Genomic DNA, 17,450 nt, shown 5'->3' with positions numbered 1-17,450 from the left:
CGGGGCGTTGCGTACGCACGTTCACTCGGACGAGGCGAAAGTACGATCGACGCCGGGCCGGCGCCCGGTCCCACGCCCGGCCCTACGCACGGTCCGGCCCGCCGCTACGCGTCGTCGAGGCCCCGCTCTATCGCGTACCGGACGAGCTCCACCCGGTTGTGCAACTGAAGCTTGCCCAGGGTGTTCTGGACGTGGTTCTGCACGGTGCGGTGGGAGATGACCAGCCGCTCCGCGATCTGCTTGTACGAGAGCCCCTTGGCCACGAGCCGCAGCACCTCGGTCTCCCGGTCGGTCAGTTCCGGTGCCTTGGGCTCGTCGGAGGCGGTCGGCACCGGGTCGGTGGCCAGGCGCCGGTACTCGCCGAGCACCAGCCCGGCCAGCCCGGGGGTGAAGACCGGGTCGCCGGCCGCGGTGCGGCGGACCGCGTCGATCAGCTCCTGGGCGCCGGCGGACTTCAACAGGTAGCCGGTCGCGCCGGACTTCACCGCCTCCAGGACGTCCGCGTGCTCGCCGCTGGCCGACAGGACCAGGACCCGCAGCGCCGGATGGGCGCCGGCCAGCTCCTTGCAGACCTGCACCCCCGGCATGCCGGGCAGGTTGAGGTCGAGGACCAGGACGTCGGGGGTGACGGCGCGGGCCCGGCGTACCGCCTCGGGGCCGTCGCCGGCGGTGGCCACCACGTCGAAGCCCGCGGCGGCCAGGTCGCGGGCGACCGCGTCCCGCCACATCGGGTGGTCGTCGACGACCATCACCCTGATCTCGTGCAGCTCTTTCACGTCGGTGCGCTCACTCATCTCTTGGCCGTCCTCCCCCTCGGTACTTTCAATTCCACTTCGGTGCCCTGTCCGGGGACGGACACCAGATCGGCGCTGCCGCCGAGGTCGCGCAGCCGGCCGCGGATGGACAGGGCCACCCCCATCCGGCCCTCGCCCTCCGCCTGGTCGAGCCGGCCGGCCGGGATGCCGGGGCCGTCGTCGCGGACGGTCACGATCACCTCGTCGCCCCAGTCCTCGACCAGGATCCAGGCCCGGGCCCCTTCCCCCGCGTGCTTGCGCACGTTGTCGAGGGCGGCCCCGACCGCCGCCGCCAGCTCCTTCGCGGCGGGTACCGGCAGCAGCACCGGGGTGCCCGGCTCCGCGAAGCTCACCCTTGACCCGGCGTGCGGGGCGAGGAGGGTCCGCAGATCCAGCTCGCCGTCCTCGGCGCCGGGCTCCTCCACCTCGTACGTGTCCACCAGCGCGCCGCGCGACTCGTCCCGGGAGACCCGCGAGGGGTGCACCAGCCCGCTGGAGACGAGCGTGCGCAGCGCCACCTCCTGCTCCCCCGCCATCCTGCCGAGCTCCTCGGCCTCGCCGCCCAGTTCGGTGCCGCGCCGCTGGACCATGGCGAGGACCTGGAGGACCCCGTCGTGGATGTCGCGGGCGAGGCGCTCGCGCTCACGGGTGGCGGCCTCGATCTCCAGGGCGCGGGCGAGGGTGGCCTCACTGGCCCGGGCGACCTCGACGACGTACCCGATGGCCACGGAGGAGACCCAGACGAGCAGCACGTTGTGCAGGGCGTCCCGGGTGGGCTGGCCGCCGTGGATGAGGATGGTGACCGCGGCCACGAAGGTGGAGGCGAAACAGGCCCAGCGCCAGCCGCCCTTGATGGCGAAGCCGAGGACCGCGCCCCCGGTCCAGATCGTGGGGAGGGTGGGCCCGCCCCCAATGATCCGCTCGTGGGTGTCGGCCAGCGGGGTCAGCCCGATGCCGACGAGGGCGACGGTGAGGTCGGCGACGAGGAAGCCCTTGGTGCAGCTGGCGGCGTTGGCCACCTTCGGGGTGGTGGCCAGGGTCCAGACGGCGAGGAAGGCGAGGTAGCCGGCCGCGATCCAGGGGTGCGGGAACTTCTTGTACGCCGAGGCGAACAGCAGTACCGCGTAGACCATGGTCAGCAGCCGGTACACCGTCAGGGCACGCCAGAGCGGCTGCTCTACCGACATGCGTACGACGCGTTCGCGTTTCGCCATCTCCCCCACCCCTTGCGGGCGGTACCGCCCCGACCTACTCCGCCTTGCCGTCGGCCTTCTCGGCCTTGGCGGCCCTCTCGGCCTTCTCGGCCTTCTCCGCATCGGCGATCTGGCGCTTGGCCGCCGTCGCGTAGATGTCGACGTACTCCTGGCCGGAGAGCTTCATGATCTCGTACATGACCTCGTCGGTCACCGAGCGGAGGATGAAGCGGTCGTTGTCCATGCCGTGGTAGCGGCTGAAGTCCAGCGGCTTGCCGATCCGGATGCCCGGTCGCATCAGCTTGGGGATCACCTTGCCGGGCGGCTGGATCTTCTCCGTGTCGATCATCGCCACGGGGATCACCGGCGCGCCGGTGGCCAGCGCCACACGCGCCAGGCCGCCGGGCTTGCCGCGGTAGAGGCGGCCGTCGGGTGAACGCGTGCCCTCGGGGTAAATACCGAACAGCTCCCCGCGCTCGATGACGTCGATGCCGCTCTTGATGGCGGCCTCGCCGGCCCCGCGGGCGCCGGAGCGGTCCACCGGGAGCTGGCCGACGCCCTTGAAGAACGCGGCGGTCAGCCTGCCCTTGACGCCCGGGGAGGTGAAGTACTCCGACTTGGCGATGAAGGTGACCTTGCGGTCCAGCACGGCCGGAAGGAACAGGGAGTCGGAGAAGGACAGGTGGTTGCTCGCGAGGATCGCCGGCCCCTCCGCGGGAATGTTCTCGAGGCCCTCCACCCACGGCCTGAAAGCGAGCTTCAGTGAACCGCCGATGGAGAACTTCATTGCGCCGTAGATCAACTCGAAAGCCTTCCTGTGTCTGTCGAACAGACCATATCCCGTGGCTCCCCCGGCAGGGGCCCGACGACCCTGGCCGGTGCCACCCTGGTCGCGTACGGTGAAGTCACACAGAGCAACGCACCCACCCGACGTACCTCATGATCAAGGAGACCCCGGTGCCCGTCCTCCCTGGAGCCGAGCCGTTCCGCCACGAGGGCGGAGAGGTCGGCGTCCTTCTCTGCCACGGCTTCACCGGTTCCCCCCAGTCGCTGCGCCCCTGGGCCGAGTATCTCGCCGCGCAGGGCCTGACGGTGTCGCTGCCGCTGCTGCCCGGGCACGGGACGCGCTGGCAGGACATGCAGCTCACGGGCTGGCAGGACTGGTACGCCGAGGTGGACCGCGCCCTGCGGGACCTGCTGGACCGGTGCGAGCAGGTGTTCGTCTTCGGGCTGTCGATGGGTGGTGCGCTGACCCTGCGGCTGGCGGCCAAGCACGGGGACGCCATCAGCGGCATCGTGCTCGTCAACCCGGCCAACAAGGTGCACGACCCGCTGGCCTTCGCCCTCCCGGTGGCCAAGCACTTCATCCGGTCGACGCCGGGCATCGCGAGCGACATCGCGAAGCCGGGCTCGGAAGAGGTCGGCTACGACCGCGTCCCGACGCACGCCGCGCACTCGCTGCGGAAGTTCTTGCAGCTGGTGGACGCCGAACTGCCGCAGGTGACGCAGCCGGTGCTGCTGCTGCACAGCCCGCAGGACCACGTCGTACCGCCGGTCGACTCGGCGCGGGTCCTGGCGCGGATCTCGTCGAGGGACGTCACCGAAACCCTGCTGGAACAGAGCTACCACGTCGCGACGTTGGACCATGACGCGGAGCGGATCTTCGCGGACAGCTATGCGTTCGTCGGCCGACTGGCGGAGAGCGTGGGCAGGGAGGGGGCGCAGGCGGGTGGCTGAGCACGAGGAGCAGTCGGGCGGAGTTCCGCCGCTGGACGAGGAAGCGGCGTGGGCGGCGATCGTCGCCGGGTACGGGCAGGAGCCGCCGGACCCGCCGGGGGCCCGGCCGTTCAAGCCGATCGAGAACCTGCTCCTGCCGGAGGAGGACGTCAAGCCGTTCCCGCCGGAACCGGAACCGGAACCGGAACCCAAGCCGGAACCGAAGCCGAAGGCTGCCCCTGACCCAGAGGCTGAGCCGGAGCCGCCGGCGGCGCTGGGCAGCTCGGTGCTCTTCGCCCCGGGCGTCGGCATGGCGGGCCCGCGCGACCACTCGCTGGCGGAGCCGAAGGACGACGACCTGACCCCGGCGGAGGAGGGCCACTTCGTCCCCCCGGAGCCGGAGCTCCCGGAGGCGGACACCACGTCGAAGTTCGCCTGGCTGGCGGTGGTGGGCGGCCCGGTGCTGCTGCTCCTGGCGGTGCTCCTCCAGTGGGAGATGACCTGGTGGCTGACGACGCTGGGCATCGGCGGCTTCCTGGGCGGCTTCGCGACGCTGGTCGCCCGCATGTCGCAGGGCGACGACGACGATGACGACGACCCGGGCCGCGGCGCGGTGGTCTAGCCCCCGCGCCTCGTAGCCCGGGGCTCCGCCCCGAACCCCGGTCCTCAAACGCCGGACGGGCTGAAAGAACCTGGGGCTCCGCCCCAGACCCTCCCCCAGACTCCGTCCGGGGGTACCCCCACGCCTCAAACGCCGGCGGGGCTGGAATTGCCTTGCGGGCGATCCAGCCCCCAGGCGCAAGGTTGCGCTGCGCGCACTTGCAGGCTGACGCCAGCAAAATCCAGCCCCGCCGGCGTTTGAGGCGCTGGGGGTCCGGGGGCAGCGCCCCCGGCAACGGCGCCGCAGACGGACCGCCGGGCTACGGCGCAGCCGGAAGGCGCAGGGCCGCCAGCACCGGCAGGTGGTCCGTCGCCGACCGCAGATCGGTGGAGGAGACGCCCGGCAGGCCCGCCGGAACGCCACAGGCCAAAACTTCCACCCGCGGCGTAGCGAAAACGGCATCGATGCGCCGCTCCGGCGCCGACGCCGGGAAGGTCGCCCCGCCGCCCCACGGAGCCACCGACCAGCAGTCCTGCAAGGCACCCGCGAGACGGCCGAAGGCCGGGCCCTCCGGGCCCTCGTTCACGTCGCCCGCGGCGATCCCGTGCGGCGTGTCCATCTCCGCCACCCGCTCCAGGAGGATATCCGCCTGGGCCCGGCGTTCGGCCCGGTCCAGGGACAGGTGCGCGCAGGCCAGCCCCACCCGCGCACCGCCGATCCGGACCACCGCCGTGGCGAAGCCCCGCCGGTGCAGGCCGGGCGTGCGCGGCAGCAGCACGTCCTGCGTCCGCTCCACGAAGACCCGTAGCGAGCAGAGCAGCAGCGGCCCGGCCGCGGTGGCGCCACCGCCCAGCACCACCAGGTCGCACTTCGCAGCGAGTCTCGCCGCGTGCTTGCGCCACCGGAAGAACCGCGGCGCCTCCTGTACGAAGACCAGGTCCGGCTCGCAGGCCCGGATGACCCGGGCCAGCGCCTCCTCGTCGTCGCGCAGCGAGCGGATGTTGTAGCTGAGTACCCGGATCACGGCAGAACCGTCGGGCTCCGTACGGGACTTCGGCAGCGATGGCAGCAACTGGTCCATGCCCGCAAGATACGCAGCCGCCCGCCGCTCCCCCAAGGGGCGCGGCGGGCGGTCCATGCGAAAGGGGTCAGCCCTGGCGGGCCAGGTCCGCCGCGCCGACGAGCCCGGCCTTGCCGCCCAGCTGCGCGGCGAGCACCTGCGCGTGCGGGCGCCAGGAGCCGCCGACCAGCCAGCGCTTGAAGGACTTGCGGATCGGGTCGAGGACGAGGTCTCCCTCGTCGGAGACGCCGCCGCCGACGATGAACGCCGACGGGTCGAAGAGCGAGGCGAGGTCGGCCAGGCCGGCTCCGGCCCAGCGGGCCAGCTCGCGGAAGGAGTCGATGGCCACGAGGTCGCCTTGGCGGGCGGCCGCGCTGATGTGCTTGCCCTCGATGCCCTCGGCGGTGCCGTCGCCGAGGCCGAGGAGGATCGTCGCAGCCTCGGGGGTGGCGTTGGCGCGCTGCTTCGCGTACCGGACGAGCGCGCGCCCGGAGGCGTACTGCTCCCAGCAGCCCTGGCTGCCGCAGCCGCACAGCAGGCCGTCCGGGACGACCCGGATGTGCCCGAATTCGGCGGCGACGCCGAAGCGGCCGCGCCGCAGCTTGTTGCCGATGATGATGCCGCCGCCCAGGCCGGTGCCGAGCGTGATGCAGATGACGTCCTCGTGGCCCTGGCCCGCTCCGAAGCGGTATTCGCCCCAGGCGGCGCAGTTCGCGTCGTTCTCGACGACGACGGGCAGGCCGATGCGCTGCTCGACCTTGTCCTTGAGCGGTTCGTGGCGCCAGTTGATGTTGGGCGCGAAGAGTACGGTCGCGCGCTTGTCGTCCACGTAGCCGGCGGCGCCGATGCCGACGGCGTCGATGGTGTGGCTGCTGCTGACCTCGGACACGGCGGCGCAGATCGCGTCCGTCACTCCGTCCGCGGTCGGCGGGGTGGGCACCTTGTACGTCTCAAGGATGGTGCCCTCTTCGTCGACCACGCCGGCCGCGATCTTCGTGCCGCCGATGTCGACGCCGATGGTGAGTCCCATTAGTCCCTCGGTTTCCGGTCAAACCCCGCCACGGTCAACGGTACCCGAGGGTTAGGGGGCGTCCGGCGGATCAGGGCCGGAAAGCCCGGGGGGTCTGGTGCCGTGGATCGCAAGGCGGAGGAGAGAGCCACTGCGGAGCATTGGCGACCGACGACAACGCGGCGAGGCGCGGTGCCAGACCCCCCGGGCCCGGCCATGATCCGCCGGACGCCCCCTGAGGAGCCTCAGTCGAGATCGATCCGCTCGTCGGGGCCCGCGTCGGGGCCTTCGTCGCGGGGGTCGCGGTCCTGCGGCGCCTGCCGGGGGGCCGAGGTTTCGCCCCGCGTCCAGCGGCGCTCGTGGCCCTCGACGGCCGAGCGGTACGCGGCGAGCAGCTCGGAGCCGGCGGCCGCGAGGTGGTCGAAGACCTCGGGATTGCGCTCGATGACGGGCTTGGCGGCGGTCTTGGCCTGGTCGACGATCTGGCGTACCGCGCCTTGTGCGGCCACGCCGAAGAGCGGGTTGTTCAGTCCGGAGACCTTGTCGGCGACGGCCTCGAAGAGCTTGAACAGCTCCTCGGCCGCGCTCCCGGTGGTGCCGGCGCCGGCCCCTTGCTGCCCGCGCAGGCGCTCCTTCTCGGCGGCGAGGTCCTCGGCGCAGGCCTTGGCCCAGGCGTCGTCGTCGGTGGGGCGGTCGGTGGCCTCGCTCATGGCGGACTCTCCTGCGGCGGCTGCTGGGCGTGCGGTACGGGCTACCTTCGACGGTACCCGAACGGGGGTACGGGGTTCAGGCTGCGTCGGGGTGCTTCAGGGCGTACGGGGCCACAGGCCCGGGTCCGGGGTGAAGCGGATGCGGAGCACGCCGTCGGCCAGGGCGGCGCCCGAGACGGTGCAGCGGCGCAGCGCCGCGGGAAGCGGAACGATTCTGCGGTACGGGCCCGCCGTGAGCAGCAGCTCGTCGCCGCGGCGGATCAGGTCGAGCTCGCTCTTGCGGACGCCGGGCAGCGGAACCGCCCAGACGAGCACCCCGTCGTCGGCGCGGCGGTCCTCGACGGCCCAGTCCGGGCGGGGTGCGGGCGGCGCGGGGACGAGCCCGGCCGCCTCCGCGAGGAGGGCCAGGTCCTGCGGGCCGTGCGGGTCCCGGCCGAGGTGGGCGAGGGCGACCACGGGGATCTCCCCGGCCCACTCGGCGGCGTACTTCTCCTGCTGGGCGGCGAGCCCGGCGAGCCAGGGGTCGGCGGAGCCCTGCGGCACCATGCGGTTGGCGACGACGGCGGAGACGGGCAGCCGGTGGAGGGCGAGCCCGAGCCGTCCGAGGCGGAGCGCGTCGGCGGCGGCCGGCCCCGGCTCGGCGACCAGTCGCAGCTCGGTGGTGTCGGCCTCGATGACGGCCTGGACCGCCGCGAGCTCCCCGTCCCAGCGGGCGGCGGCCTCGTAGAGCCACTGCGCGGGCATGGGCACTCCGGCCAGCTGGGCCAGTACGGGCCGCAGGGCGCGGGCGGCCTGGCGCTCCGCGGGGAGCAGCCGGGCGAGGTAGCGGCGCAGCTGCGCGGGGAGGGCGAGGGTGGCCGCGGTCTCGTCGAGCGGGGGCATGTCGACGACGACGAGGTCGGTGTCGGGGGCGGTGGCGGCCCGCCGCAGGGCGCGCAGCAGGGCGAACTGTTCGGAGCCGGGCAGCTCGGTGAGCTCCTCGGCGCCGAGCGGCCGCGCCCCGACCATCCCGAGCAGCGCGGATCCGCGCTCCTGCAGGGCGACGAGCTCGGCTCTGAATGACTCGCCGGAGTCCACCCGGGCCACCCGCAGCCGCTCGCCCTCGACGGTCAGGGGGGCACCGGTCACCAGCAGCACCCGCCGCCCGTCGCGCGCCGCGGCGAGTGCGGTGGCCGCGGCCACGGTGGTCCGCCCTGCCCCTCCGGGGCCGGTGATCAGCAGGATGTGCATGTGCGGGTACTCCGGATCGATGGGGTTCTGCCGCCGCGCTGGGCTCCCGGGCGCTGCCCGGACCCGCGCCTCAAACGCCGGCGGGGCTGGATTCGGCCGGCGTCCGTGCCCGAAGGGCAATTTCAGCCCCGCCGGCGTGTGAGGCGTGGGGGTACCCCCGGACGGAGTCTGGGGGAGGGTCTGGGGCGGAGCCCCGGCAGCGCCGCACCCTGAGCCCGCACAGCAAACCCGCAGAGGGATCAGACGGTCTCGACGCGCTTCTTCAGGCCTGCCAGCGCGCGGTCGATGATGACCTTCTCCGCCTTGCGCTTGATCATGCCGAGCATCGGGATCTTGACATCGACGGTCAGCTGGTAGGTGACCTCGGCGCGCTTGCCGCCGTCCACCGGAACCAGCCGGTAGGAGCCGTCGAGCTGTCGCAGCATCTGCGACTTGTCCAGGGTCCAGCTGACCTCGTCCGTACCCTTCCAGGTGTAGGCGAGGGTGTGGTCGTCCTTGATCGCGCCCGCGTCGAGCAGCAGCCGGACCTTCTCGGCGCGGCCCTCGGCGTCGGTGGCCAGTACCTCGGCCTCCTTCACCTCACCGGTCCACTCGGGGTAACGGGCGAAGTCGGCGATCACGGCCATCACGTCGGCCGGCGCAGCCTCGATCGTGATGCTTGAGCTGGTGTGTTCCGCCATCGCAGTCGAGCCTCCGTGGGGGTACCCCCAGCGGTAGCTGGGGGAGAGTGTTCGAGGAAGTGTGCGGCCTCCGGCCGCCGCTCGAAGGCTACCGTGCGTGCGGAGCTCACCACTCCAGGGCCCAGGGCCTCCCGGTCGCCGCGAAGTGGCCGACGTTCACGCACTCCGTGCTCCCGATCCGCATCCGCTGCGCCAGCGGCTGGTGCACGTGCCCGAAGAGGGCGTACCGGGGCCGGGTCCGCCGGATCGCCTCGAGCAGCGCCTCGCTGCCGCGTTCGAACCGGCGCGCGACGGTGTCGTAGCAGAGCTCCGGCACCTCCGGCGGGATGTGCGAGCAGAGTACGTCGACCTCGCCGAGCGCCTCCACTTTGGCGGCGTACTCCTCCACGTCCACCTCGTACGGGGTCCGCATCGGCGAGGGCAGGCCGCCGCCGACGAAGCCGAAGACGCGGCCGCCGATCTCCGCCCGCTGCCCGTCGAGGACGGTGAGGCCGGGACGGTCGGCGTACTCCGGCCACAGACCCGGGATGTCGACATTGCCGTAGGTGGCGTACGTGGGATCGGGGAAGGCCGCGAACATTTCCGCGTACTGCTTGCGCACCGCGCCCACGATCAGCTGCTCCCGGTCCAGCCCGGCCCACAGCTGCCGTCCGAGGGCGTGGGCCTCGTCGAAGCGGCGCGCGGTGCGCAGCTCGACGATCCGGTGGGCGTTCTCGACGCCGAACAGGTCGGGGAAGATCCCGCGCGAATGGTCGGCGTAGTCGAGGAAGAGGACCAGGTCACCGAGACAGATGAGCGCGTCGGCACCTTCTCCCGCCTTGGCGAGGTCTTCGGAGTTGCCGTGCACGTCGCTGACGACGTGCACCCGTGTGCGGGCTTTTCTGCCACGCATGCTGCCACCCATGCAGCCACCCTAGGGGGGCCTGGCGACCCGGGGGTAGAGGGGGTGGAGGGGGTAGCTGGACCTGCGGTTACTTCCGAGTCGTGCGCGGGGTCGACTAGGGTCGGCGCGTTAGGGCCGTGTCATGTGACGCATGGAACATCTGGCCGGTTCCCTCTATCCGGAACCCACTACTGGTGGGTAACGTCCGGTCGGTCCACATGGTGGCGATGGCGCCCAGAGGAGCAGCAGTCTTGCGCGAGTTCAGCCTTCCGGCCCTGTACGAGGTCCCGTCGGACGGGAACCTCACGGATCTCATCCGCCGCAACGCCGCTCAGCATCCCGACACCGCCGTCATGAGCCGCAAGGTCGACGGCCGGTGGCAGGACGTGACCGCGACCGAGTTCCTGGCCGAGGTCCGGGCCACGGCCAAGGGCCTGATCGCCGCGGGCGTCCGCCCCGGCGACCGGGTCGCCCTGATTTCCCGCACCCGCTACGAGTGGGTGCTGATCGACTTCGCGATCTGGACCGCGGGCGGCGTCACCGTCCCCGTCTACGAGACCAGCTCCCCCGAGCAGGTCCAGTGGATCCTCGGCGACTCCGGCGCCACCGCCGTGGTCGTGGAGAGCCCCGGGCACAGCGCGGCCGTGGCCTCGCTGCGGGACCGGCTGCCGGAGCTGCGCCAGGTCTGGGAGATCGAGCAGGGCGCGCTGGACGCGCTGAAGACCGCCGGCGCGGAGATCACCGACGCCGAGGTCGACGAGCGCAGCAGCCTCGCCAACGCCGACGACCCGGCCACCATCGTCTACACCTCGGGCACCACCGGCCGCCCCAAGGGCTGCGTGCTGACCCACCGCAACTTCTTCGCCGAGTGCGGCAACGTGGTGGAGCGGCTCAGCCCGCTCTTCCGCACCGGCGAGTGCTCCGTGCTGCTCTTCCTTCCGGCCGCGCACGTCTTCGGGCGCCTGGTGGAGGTGGCGGCCGTACTGGCGCCGATCCGGCTGGGCTGCGTACCGGACATCAAGAACCTGACCGACGAGCTCCAGTCCTTCCGGCCCACGCTGATCCTCGGCGTGCCGCGCGTCTTCGAGAAGGTCTACAACTCGGCGCGCGCCAAGGCCCAGGCCGACGGCAAGGGCAAGATCTTCGACGCGGCGGCCGAGACGGCGATCGCCTACAGCCGCGCGCTGGACGCCCCGGGCGGCCCGTCCTTGGGCCTGAAGCTCAAGCACAAGCTGTTCTCGAAGCTGGTCTACAGCAAGCTGCACACGGTCCTCGGCGGGCGCGGCGAGTACGCGATCTCCGGCGGCGCCCCGCTGGGCGAGCGGCTCGGCCACTTCTTCCGCGGCATCGGCTTCACCGTGCTGGAGGGCTACGGCCTGACGGAGTCCTGCGCGGCGACGGCCTTCAACCCGTGGGACAAGACGAAGATCGGTACGGTCGGCCAGCCGCTCCCGGGTTCCGTGGTGCGCATCGCGGACGACGGCGAGGTCTTGCTGCACGGCGAGCACGTCTTCAAGGAGTACTGGAAGAACGAGGCGGCGACCGCCGAGGCGCTGACCGACGGCTGGTTCCACACCGGTGACGTCGGCACCCTCGACGAGGACGGCTACCTCGCGATCACCGGCCGCAAGAAGGAACTCATCGTCACCGCGGGCGGCAAGAACGTCGCGCCGGCCGTGATCGAGGACCGGATCCGCGCGCACGCGCTGGTCGCGGAGTGCATGGTGGTGGGCGACGCGAGGCCGTTCGTGGCCGCGCTGGTCACCATCGACGAGGAGTTCCTCGGCCGCTGGGCCGCGGAGAACGGCAAGCCGGCCGGTGTGACGGCGGCGGAGCTGCGCGAGGACGCGGAGCTGATCGCCGCCGTCCAGAAGGCCGTCGACGACGGCAACGCGGCGGTTTCCAAGGCGGAATCGGTGCGGAAATTCCGCATTCTGCCCTCCCAGTTCACGGAGGAGTCGGGTCACATCACGCCTTCGCTGAAGCTGAAGCGGAATGTGGTGGCGAAGGACTTCGCGGACGAGATCGAGGCGCTCTACCGGGGCTAGTCGCCCCCTATCGCGGCCCGCGGCCCGCGGCCCGCGGCCGGAGGCCGGAGGCCGCTGTCAGCGGGGGTCGGCGAGGATCCGGGCCATGTTCCGCTCGGCGAGAGCGGTGATGGTCACGAACGGGTTCACGCCCAGCGACCCGGGGATCAGGGAGCTGTCGACCACGTACAGCCCCTGGTACCCCTTGACCTGCCCGTACGCGTCGGTGGCCGCTCCCAGGACGCAGCCGCCGAGCGGGTGGTAGGTGAAGTTGTCGGCGAAGGCCCGGTTGTCGCCGAAGAGGTCGTATCGGTACATCGTGAAGTTCCTGTGGTTGATGCGGTCGAAGAGGCGCTTCGCCGCGTTGACCGAGGGCGCGTTCTGGTCCCGCCGCCAGTTGAGCCGGGCCGAGTCGGTGGCGGCGTCGTACGTGAAGTGCCCGCGCTCCGGATTCTTCGTGATGGCCAGGTACATCGAGATCCAGTGCTCCAGTCCCATCGGGAGCGGGGCGATCTCGGCGAAGACCGGGTTCGAGGCGTTGTCCCAGTCGTCGATGCCCAGGGCGGGCATGGTGGCCTGGTTCGCGCCGACCGTGTCCCAGAGGTGGTTGGCGCGGGCGGTCATGATGTTGCCGTTGTGGCCCCAGCCGAGCCCGACGCGGTCGCTGAGCGCGGGCAGCGCCCCGGTCTCGCGGGCGCGCAGCAGGATCTCGGTGGTGCCGAGGCTGCCCGCCCCCAGGAAGAGCTGCTTGCAGCCGAGTTCGCGGACCTGGGTGACCCGGCCGGTCAGGTCGCTCGTCTGCACCGTCAGTACGTAGCCGCCGGCCGGATCGGGCCGTACGCCGACCACGCGCTGCAGGGTCTCGATGGTGACGTTGCCGGTGCCGAGGGCGGCGGCGAGGTAGGTCTTGTCGAGGCTCTTCTTCCCGTGGTTGTTGCCGTAGATGACCTCGCCGGCCAGCGCGGACCTGGTGGCGGTTCCGGCCGCCTCGCGCTTCATGTACGCGAAGTCGTAGACGTTGGGGACGAAGACGGTCTTCAGGCCGGTGTTCTGGGCGTGCTTGCGGGAGATCCGGGCGAAGCGGTACCACTCCGTGGACTCGAACCAGGCGGGGTCGATGTCGTTGACCCCGAGCATGGCGCGGGCCCGGGGGAAGTAGGTCCCGTACATCTCGTCGGCATCGACCTGGGGCAGCACTTCGGAGAAGTACGAGCGCCGGGGCGTGGGCGCCATCCCGCCGTTGACCAGGGATCCGCCGCCGACGCCGCGGCCCACGTAGACGGACATGTCTCCGTGGTTCACGCGGTCCAGGACCCCGGGGTACGGGCTGATGTTGCGGTTGACCACGTCGAGCCAGAGGAACTGGGCGAGCGGGGCCTCGGTGCGGGTGCGGAACCACATGGAGCGGTGGTCGGGCGCGGAGGTGGAGGGGAAGACCTTGCCGTCGGGCCCGGGGGTGTCCCAGAGGCGGCCCATTTCGAGCACGACGGTACGCACGCCCGCCTGCCCGAGCCGCAGGGCGGCGACGGCTGATCCGTAGCCGGATCCGACGACGATGGCGGGCGCGTAGTGGGCTGCGCCCGGCTCGACGGCGGAGGCGGAGGCCAGGCCGATCCGTGTGAAGCCGAGGGCGGAGGCGGTGGAGAGCGCGCCGAGCCCCAGAAGGTGACGGCGCGTCAGGTTGGGTGTCATGGCCGCATCATGGGCGGAATCCAGCCGTCCGGCCAGACGCCGTCTTGACAGGCATCTGAGAGACAGTCAGCCGTGGCTTTCAGCCCCTCCGGCGTTTGAGGAGCGGGGGTCTGGGGGCAGGGCCCCCAGCGGCGGCGGCGAGGCCGCAGGACTACAGCAGCGCGCGCAGGCGGTCGGCCAGCAGGTCCCAGCGCCACTTCTCCTCGACCCACGCCCGCCCGGCGGCGCCCATGCGGGCGCGCAGGTCCGGGTCCAGCAACAGCGTGACGATCCGCTCCGCCGCGTCGTCCGGGGCGCCGCCCCGGACGACCCAGCCCGTCTCGCCGTCCAGGACCGCGTCCGGCGCTCCGCCCGAGTCGCCCGCGACCACCGGCAGGCCCGTCGCGGAGGCTTCGAGGTAGACGATGCCCAGGCCTTCCACGTCCAGCCCGCCCCGCCGGGTCCGGCACGGCATCGCGAAGACGTCCCCCGCGCCGTAGTGGGCGGGCAGTTCGGACCACGGGACCGCTCCCGTGAAGACCACCGAGTCCGCGACGCCGGTCGAGACGGCCAGCGCCCGCAGGTCCGCCTCGTACGGCCCGCCGCCCACGATCAGGAGCACCGCGTCCGGCACCGCCGCCAGGATCCGCGGCATCGCCTCGATCAGCGTGTCCTGCCCCTTGCGGGGGACCAGGCGCGAGACGCAGACCACCACCGGGCGGTCGGTCAGACCGAGCCGGGCCCGGATCTCGGCCCCGCCCGACCCCGGGTGGAAGGTCTTCTCGTCCACCCCCGGCGGGAGTTGCACCATCCGGGCCGCCGCCCGGTCCGTCACCGCCGAGGCGATCCGCGAGCGCGTGTACTCCCCCAGGTAGGTCAGCGTGTCCGTGCCCTCGCCGATCCTCCGCAGCAGCTGCCGCGCGGCCGGCAGCTGGGCCCAGCCCGCCTCGTGCCCGTGGGTGGTCGCGACGAGCCGCCGCGCACCCGCCCGCCGCAGTGCCGGGCCCATCAGCCCGAGGGGGGCCGCCGCCCCGAACCACACCGACTCGCAGCCGTGTTCGCGCAGCAGGCCCACCGCCCGCCGCGTCACCCGCGGGGTCGGCAGCAGCATCGTCGTACGGTCGCGGACCACCTGGAAGGGCTGCTCCGCGTCGAAGGCCGCGGTGGCCTCGTGGCCCTCCGCGCCGTGCTTCCACGTGGAGGCGTAGACGACGACCCGGTCGGGATCCAGCCGCAGCGCCATGTTGTGCAGGAAGGCCTGGATGCCGCCCGGTCGCGGCGGGAAGTCGTTGGTCACGATCAGCGTCTTGTGCATCGCTGCCAACGTACCCGACACCGCCCGCACACTCCCTTGGGGGTGTCTTGCCGATCAGGCCGGGCTCGCGGCGTCTGCCACGCACGCTCGCCGCGTTGTCGTCACTCGCCGACGCTCCGCGTCGACTCCCTCCTCCGCCTTGCGACCGCACGCGTCAGACGCCGCTCCCTGACCCGGCCTGACCGACAAGACACCCCCTAGCGGACCTCCTGGCGGAGCTCCTGCCGCAGCGCCTCCTGCCAGTCCTTCGTCAGCCCGGCCGGGTCCGCTCCCAGGGTCTGTTCGAGCGCCGTCGGCAGCGGCTCCTTCCCCGCCTTCTCGTACAGCGCCACGAGCGCCGCCTCGCCCCACTGGTCCGCGATCAGCCGGCAGGCCAGCCACGCGCCCTCGTACGCCCGGGCCAGCGCGTCCGGGTCGCCGCCGAAGGCGAAGTCCTCCGCCCGGGGCAGCTCGGCCGGCACCTCGCCCCGCCGTACGGCCCGGGCCAGCGCCGGGGCACCCTGCGCCGGGGTGGTGGAGGTGCCGCGGTACGCCGCCCAGTCCGCGAAGCCCTCGGAGAGCCACAGCGGGGTCAGGGCGGAGGTCACGGCCCGCGTGGCCACGTGCGTGACCTCGTGGGTCAGGATGATCCGCCGGCCGGGCCCGCCCAGTTCGGCGTACCCCTCCGGGTTGATCACCACCCGGTCCGCGGGGGCCGGCCCCGCGCCCACCCGGCCGGTGGTGACGGCGCCCATGCCCCGGTACGCGTCGGCCGGCCGGCCCAGCAGCTGCGCCATCCGGTCCAGGGACGCGGGGACCAGTACCACCACCCGCCCGGCCCAGGCGCCGGGCCAGGCGGCGCTCGCCGCGGGCACCGCCCGGTCGGTCTCGGCGGCGATCGCGGCCAGGGCCTCGGGAGACTGCCCGGAGCCGCCCAGGACCAGGGAGTGCGCGCCGCGGACCACCGACACCGGCCCCTGGTCCCACAGCTGCGGCAGCGCGCCCGGCGCGGGCCGGTCGGCGCGCACCCGCCAGGCCCCGCCGTCCTGCGCACGGTCGAGCCCGAGTTCCAGCTCGCGCCCCGAGCCGCCCGGAGCCGTGTCGTAGCCGGCCAGCCGGTAGCGCAGCTCCGCCCGTACCAGGGCCCGTACGCCGTCCCGCCGCACCGAGGTGACCTCGTACGCCCAGTCGTCGAGGGGGATTCCGGAGAGCGCCTCGGGGGGCGTCCGCGACCAGTCGGCCACGGCCCGGCGGATGTCCGGCCCGGCGGTGTCGGCCGGCGGCGCGGCGCACCCGGTGAGCAGCACGCACAGCAGGAGCGGCAGTGCGCGTACGAGACGGTGACCCGGGAGCATCAGCCGATCGTACGCACGGACGGGCCGGACGGCCCCCGGGCCCGGGTCAGGGGCGGGTCACCGACGACACGGGCATCATCCCGACGGGGTCGTAGCGCACCCGGGCACCCGGGTACGGGGCGTGCACCACCTGGCCGTTGCCCACGTACATGCCGACGTGACTGGCGTCCGAGCGGTACGTCACCAGGTCGCCCGGGCGGGCCTGCGACAGCGGGACCTGCCGGCCTGCGTAGCGCTGGGCCTGCGAGGTGCGCGGCAGCGAGACGCCCGCCTGCCGGTACGACCAGACCATCAGCCCGGAGCAGTCGAAGCCGGAGGGGCCGGTGGAGCCCCACACGTAGGGGCGGCCGACCGCTGCCCGGGCCGCCATCACGGCGGTGGCGGCGCGGCCCGAGGAGGGGCCGAGGGAGGACAGGTCGGGCAGCGCGTCGGCGCGGCCGCCGGAGCGCGAGGAGCGCTCGAAGTCGGCCCGTTCCTCGGCGGGCATGGCGTTGAGCAGCCGCCGGGCTGCCGCGAGCTTCGCGGTGACGGAGCGCTTGTGCCGGGCCACGTCGGAGCGCAGGGCGTCGAGTTCGGCGAGCTTGCGGGAGGCCTCCTGGCGCTCCTGGCCGAGCCGGCGCTGTTCCTCGCGGAGTTCGTCCAGCTGCCGGGCCTGGCGGCCGGTCAGCCGGTCCAGGGCCGCGACCTGTTCCAGGTACGCGTCCGGGTCCTCGGCGAGCATCAGACCGACGGCGGGGTCGATGCCGCCGCTGCGGTACTGCGCCCCGGCGAAGGTGCCGAGGACGCCCCGCATGGTGTTGATGCGCTCCTGGCCGCGGGCCACCGCGTCCTGGGCCCGGCTGACCTCGACGCGGAGCTTGCCGGCCTTCTCGCCCGCCTCGTTGAAGCGTTCGGTGGCCTGCTCGGCCTCCTCGAAGAGCCGGTCGACCTGGGCGCGAACACCGCCCGAGGGCTCCTGCGGCAGGCCCGGGGCCGCGCCCGCGGGTGCGCCCGTCATGACGACCGCGGCGCCGGCCGCGGCGGCGGTGAGGACGGTGACCTTGGTGTTCCGGTCGAGGCTGCCGAGCCCGGGCCGGCGATGGGATGCCACGTGAAACCGCTCCCTTCCGCTGTGCGCGGCCCGGGTCCGCCCCCCGTGGGCGGCCGTGTGCCGGGTTCCGCGCTGGCAGACAGTAGCGGCGCGATCGGGCACCGGCCAACGACCGCCGGCGGGCACAGACAGTGACG

The 17,450-nt window shown here is 72.9% G+C and carries 16 protein-coding genes; 3 read left to right on the top strand and 13 right to left on the bottom strand.

The features are described 5' to 3' along the window. Positions 1–104 precede the first annotated feature (104 nt). The 3 genes from ACZ45T_RS32280 to ACZ45T_RS32270 are packed head-to-tail and all read right to left on the bottom strand — an operon-like array spanning position 105 to position 2,774. Positions 105–794 (bottom strand): response regulator, encoded by a 690-nt coding sequence (locus ACZ45T_RS32280; protein ID WP_468447602.1) that lies wholly within the window; start codon positions 792–794, stop codon positions 105–107. After that, the gene (gene macS / locus ACZ45T_RS32275) at positions 791–2,008 is read right to left on the bottom strand and encodes a MacS family sensor histidine kinase (protein ID WP_468447600.1); all 1,218 of its coding nucleotides are present in this window, start codon (positions 2,006–2,008) and stop codon (positions 791–793) included. Before macS ends, ACZ45T_RS32280 begins: the two co-directional genes overlap by 4 nt. Before the next feature lie 34 nt (positions 2,009–2,042). Beyond that, a complete protein-coding gene (locus ACZ45T_RS32270) occupies positions 2,043–2,774 on the bottom strand; it encodes a lysophospholipid acyltransferase family protein (protein ID WP_468447644.1) in 732 nt (243 codons plus the stop codon). A gap of 170 nt (positions 2,775–2,944) precedes the next feature. Here ACZ45T_RS32270 and ACZ45T_RS32265 point away from each other — a divergent pair, with 170 nt between their 5' ends. Together ACZ45T_RS32265 and ACZ45T_RS32260 are read left to right on the top strand one after the other, a co-directional pair. Further along, positions 2,945–3,724: an alpha/beta hydrolase gene (locus tag ACZ45T_RS32265; RefSeq protein WP_468447598.1), complete on the top strand. Its 780-nt coding sequence runs from the start codon at positions 2,945–2,947 to the stop codon at positions 3,722–3,724. Beyond that, positions 3,717–4,325 carry a hypothetical protein gene (locus ACZ45T_RS32260; protein WP_468447596.1) on the top strand — a complete coding sequence of 203 codons (609 nt, stop codon included), beginning with the start codon at positions 3,717–3,719 and terminating at the stop codon, positions 4,323–4,325. Before ACZ45T_RS32265 ends, ACZ45T_RS32260 begins: the two co-directional genes overlap by 8 nt. A gap of 298 nt (positions 4,326–4,623) precedes the next feature. On the opposite strand, the gene ACZ45T_RS32255 is transcribed toward ACZ45T_RS32260, so the two are convergent. The 6 genes from ACZ45T_RS32255 to ACZ45T_RS32230 form a co-directional block, all read right to left on the bottom strand. Continuing rightward, positions 4,624–5,385: an endonuclease/exonuclease/phosphatase family protein gene (locus tag ACZ45T_RS32255; protein ID WP_468447594.1), complete on the bottom strand. Its 762-nt coding sequence runs from the start codon at positions 5,383–5,385 to the stop codon at positions 4,624–4,626. Positions 5,386–5,452: 67 nt separating this feature from the next. Beyond that, complete coding sequence (locus ACZ45T_RS32250) at positions 5,453–6,394, bottom strand: ROK family glucokinase (protein ID WP_468447592.1); 942 nt, start codon at positions 6,392–6,394, stop codon at positions 5,453–5,455. A gap of 224 nt (positions 6,395–6,618) precedes the next feature. Beyond that, positions 6,619–7,083, bottom strand: a complete 465-nt coding sequence (locus ACZ45T_RS32245) for a DUF5304 domain-containing protein (protein ID WP_468447590.1) — start codon at positions 7,081–7,083, stop codon at positions 6,619–6,621. A 96-nt stretch (positions 7,084–7,179) separates the two neighbouring features. After that, complete coding sequence (locus tag ACZ45T_RS32240) at positions 7,180–8,313, bottom strand: ArsA family ATPase (protein WP_468447588.1); 1,134 nt, start codon at positions 8,311–8,313, stop codon at positions 7,180–7,182. Positions 8,314–8,552: 239 nt separating this feature from the next. Then, on the bottom strand, positions 8,553–8,993 hold the full coding sequence (locus tag ACZ45T_RS32235) for an SRPBCC family protein (RefSeq protein ID WP_468447586.1): 441 nt from the start codon (positions 8,991–8,993) through the stop codon (positions 8,553–8,555). 106 nt (positions 8,994–9,099) lie between these two features. Further along, positions 9,100–9,885 (bottom strand): metallophosphoesterase family protein, encoded by a 786-nt coding sequence (locus ACZ45T_RS32230; protein WP_468447584.1) that lies wholly within the window; start codon positions 9,883–9,885, stop codon positions 9,100–9,102. Positions 9,886–10,127: 242 nt separating this feature from the next. Here ACZ45T_RS32230 and ACZ45T_RS32225 point away from each other — a divergent pair, with 242 nt between their 5' ends. Then, the gene (locus ACZ45T_RS32225; protein WP_468447582.1) at positions 10,128–11,924 is read left to right on the top strand and encodes an AMP-dependent synthetase/ligase; all 1,797 of its coding nucleotides are present in this window, start codon (positions 10,128–10,130) and stop codon (positions 11,922–11,924) included. A 57-nt stretch (positions 11,925–11,981) separates the two neighbouring features. Here the strand turns inward: ACZ45T_RS32225 and ACZ45T_RS32220 are convergent, their stop codons facing one another. The 4 genes from ACZ45T_RS32220 to ACZ45T_RS32205 all read right to left on the bottom strand — a co-directional run bounded on the left by ACZ45T_RS32220 (position 11,982) and on the right by ACZ45T_RS32205 (position 17,313). Further along, positions 11,982–13,595 carry a GMC oxidoreductase gene (locus ACZ45T_RS32220; RefSeq protein ID WP_468447580.1) on the bottom strand — a complete coding sequence of 538 codons (1,614 nt, stop codon included), beginning with the start codon at positions 13,593–13,595 and terminating at the stop codon, positions 11,982–11,984. A 151-nt stretch (positions 13,596–13,746) separates the two neighbouring features. Further along, positions 13,747–14,889, bottom strand: a complete 1,143-nt coding sequence (locus tag ACZ45T_RS32215; RefSeq protein WP_468447578.1) for a glycosyltransferase family 4 protein — start codon at positions 14,887–14,889, stop codon at positions 13,747–13,749. A 197-nt stretch (positions 14,890–15,086) separates the two neighbouring features. Continuing rightward, positions 15,087–16,223, bottom strand: a complete 1,137-nt coding sequence (locus ACZ45T_RS32210; protein ID WP_468447576.1) for a hypothetical protein — start codon at positions 16,221–16,223, stop codon at positions 15,087–15,089. Positions 16,224–16,269: 46 nt separating this feature from the next. Then, the gene (locus tag ACZ45T_RS32205) at positions 16,270–17,313 is read right to left on the bottom strand and encodes a C40 family peptidase (protein ID WP_468447574.1); all 1,044 of its coding nucleotides are present in this window, start codon (positions 17,311–17,313) and stop codon (positions 16,270–16,272) included. Positions 17,314–17,450: the final 137 nt, after the last annotated feature.

The organism is Streptomyces sp. NPDC030995, from assembly GCF_055571215.1.
This window is presented reverse-complemented; position numbering and strand designations above follow the sequence as displayed.

Coding starts and splice junctions, on each gene's coding strand:
- ACZ45T_RS32280 (WP_468447602.1), bottom strand. CDS start 794: ATGAGTGAGCGCACCGACGTGAAAGAGCTGCACGAGATCAGGGTGATG.
- macS (WP_468447600.1), bottom strand. CDS start 2,008: ATGGCGAAACGCGAACGCGTCGTACGCATGTCGGTAGAGCAGCCGCTC.
- ACZ45T_RS32270 (WP_468447644.1), bottom strand. CDS start 2,774: ATGAAGTTCTCCATCGGCGGTTCACTGAAGCTCGCTTTCAGGCCGTGG.
- ACZ45T_RS32255 (WP_468447594.1), bottom strand. CDS start 5,385: ATGGACCAGTTGCTGCCATCGCTGCCGAAGTCCCGTACGGAGCCCGAC.
- ACZ45T_RS32250 (WP_468447592.1), bottom strand. CDS start 6,394: ATGGGACTCACCATCGGCGTCGACATCGGCGGCACGAAGATCGCGGCC.
- ACZ45T_RS32245 (WP_468447590.1), bottom strand. CDS start 7,083: ATGAGCGAGGCCACCGACCGCCCCACCGACGACGACGCCTGGGCCAAG.
- ACZ45T_RS32240 (WP_468447588.1), bottom strand. CDS start 8,313: ATGCACATCCTGCTGATCACCGGCCCCGGAGGGGCAGGGCGGACCACC.
- ACZ45T_RS32235 (WP_468447586.1), bottom strand. CDS start 8,993: ATGGCGGAACACACCAGCTCAAGCATCACGATCGAGGCTGCGCCGGCC.
- ACZ45T_RS32230 (WP_468447584.1), bottom strand. CDS start 9,885: ATGCGTGGCAGAAAAGCCCGCACACGGGTGCACGTCGTCAGCGACGTG.
- ACZ45T_RS32220 (WP_468447580.1), bottom strand. CDS start 13,595: ATGACACCCAACCTGACGCGCCGTCACCTTCTGGGGCTCGGCGCGCTC.
- ACZ45T_RS32215 (WP_468447578.1), bottom strand. CDS start 14,889: ATGCACAAGACGCTGATCGTGACCAACGACTTCCCGCCGCGACCGGGC.
- ACZ45T_RS32210 (WP_468447576.1), bottom strand. CDS start 16,223: ATGCTCCCGGGTCACCGTCTCGTACGCGCACTGCCGCTCCTGCTGTGC.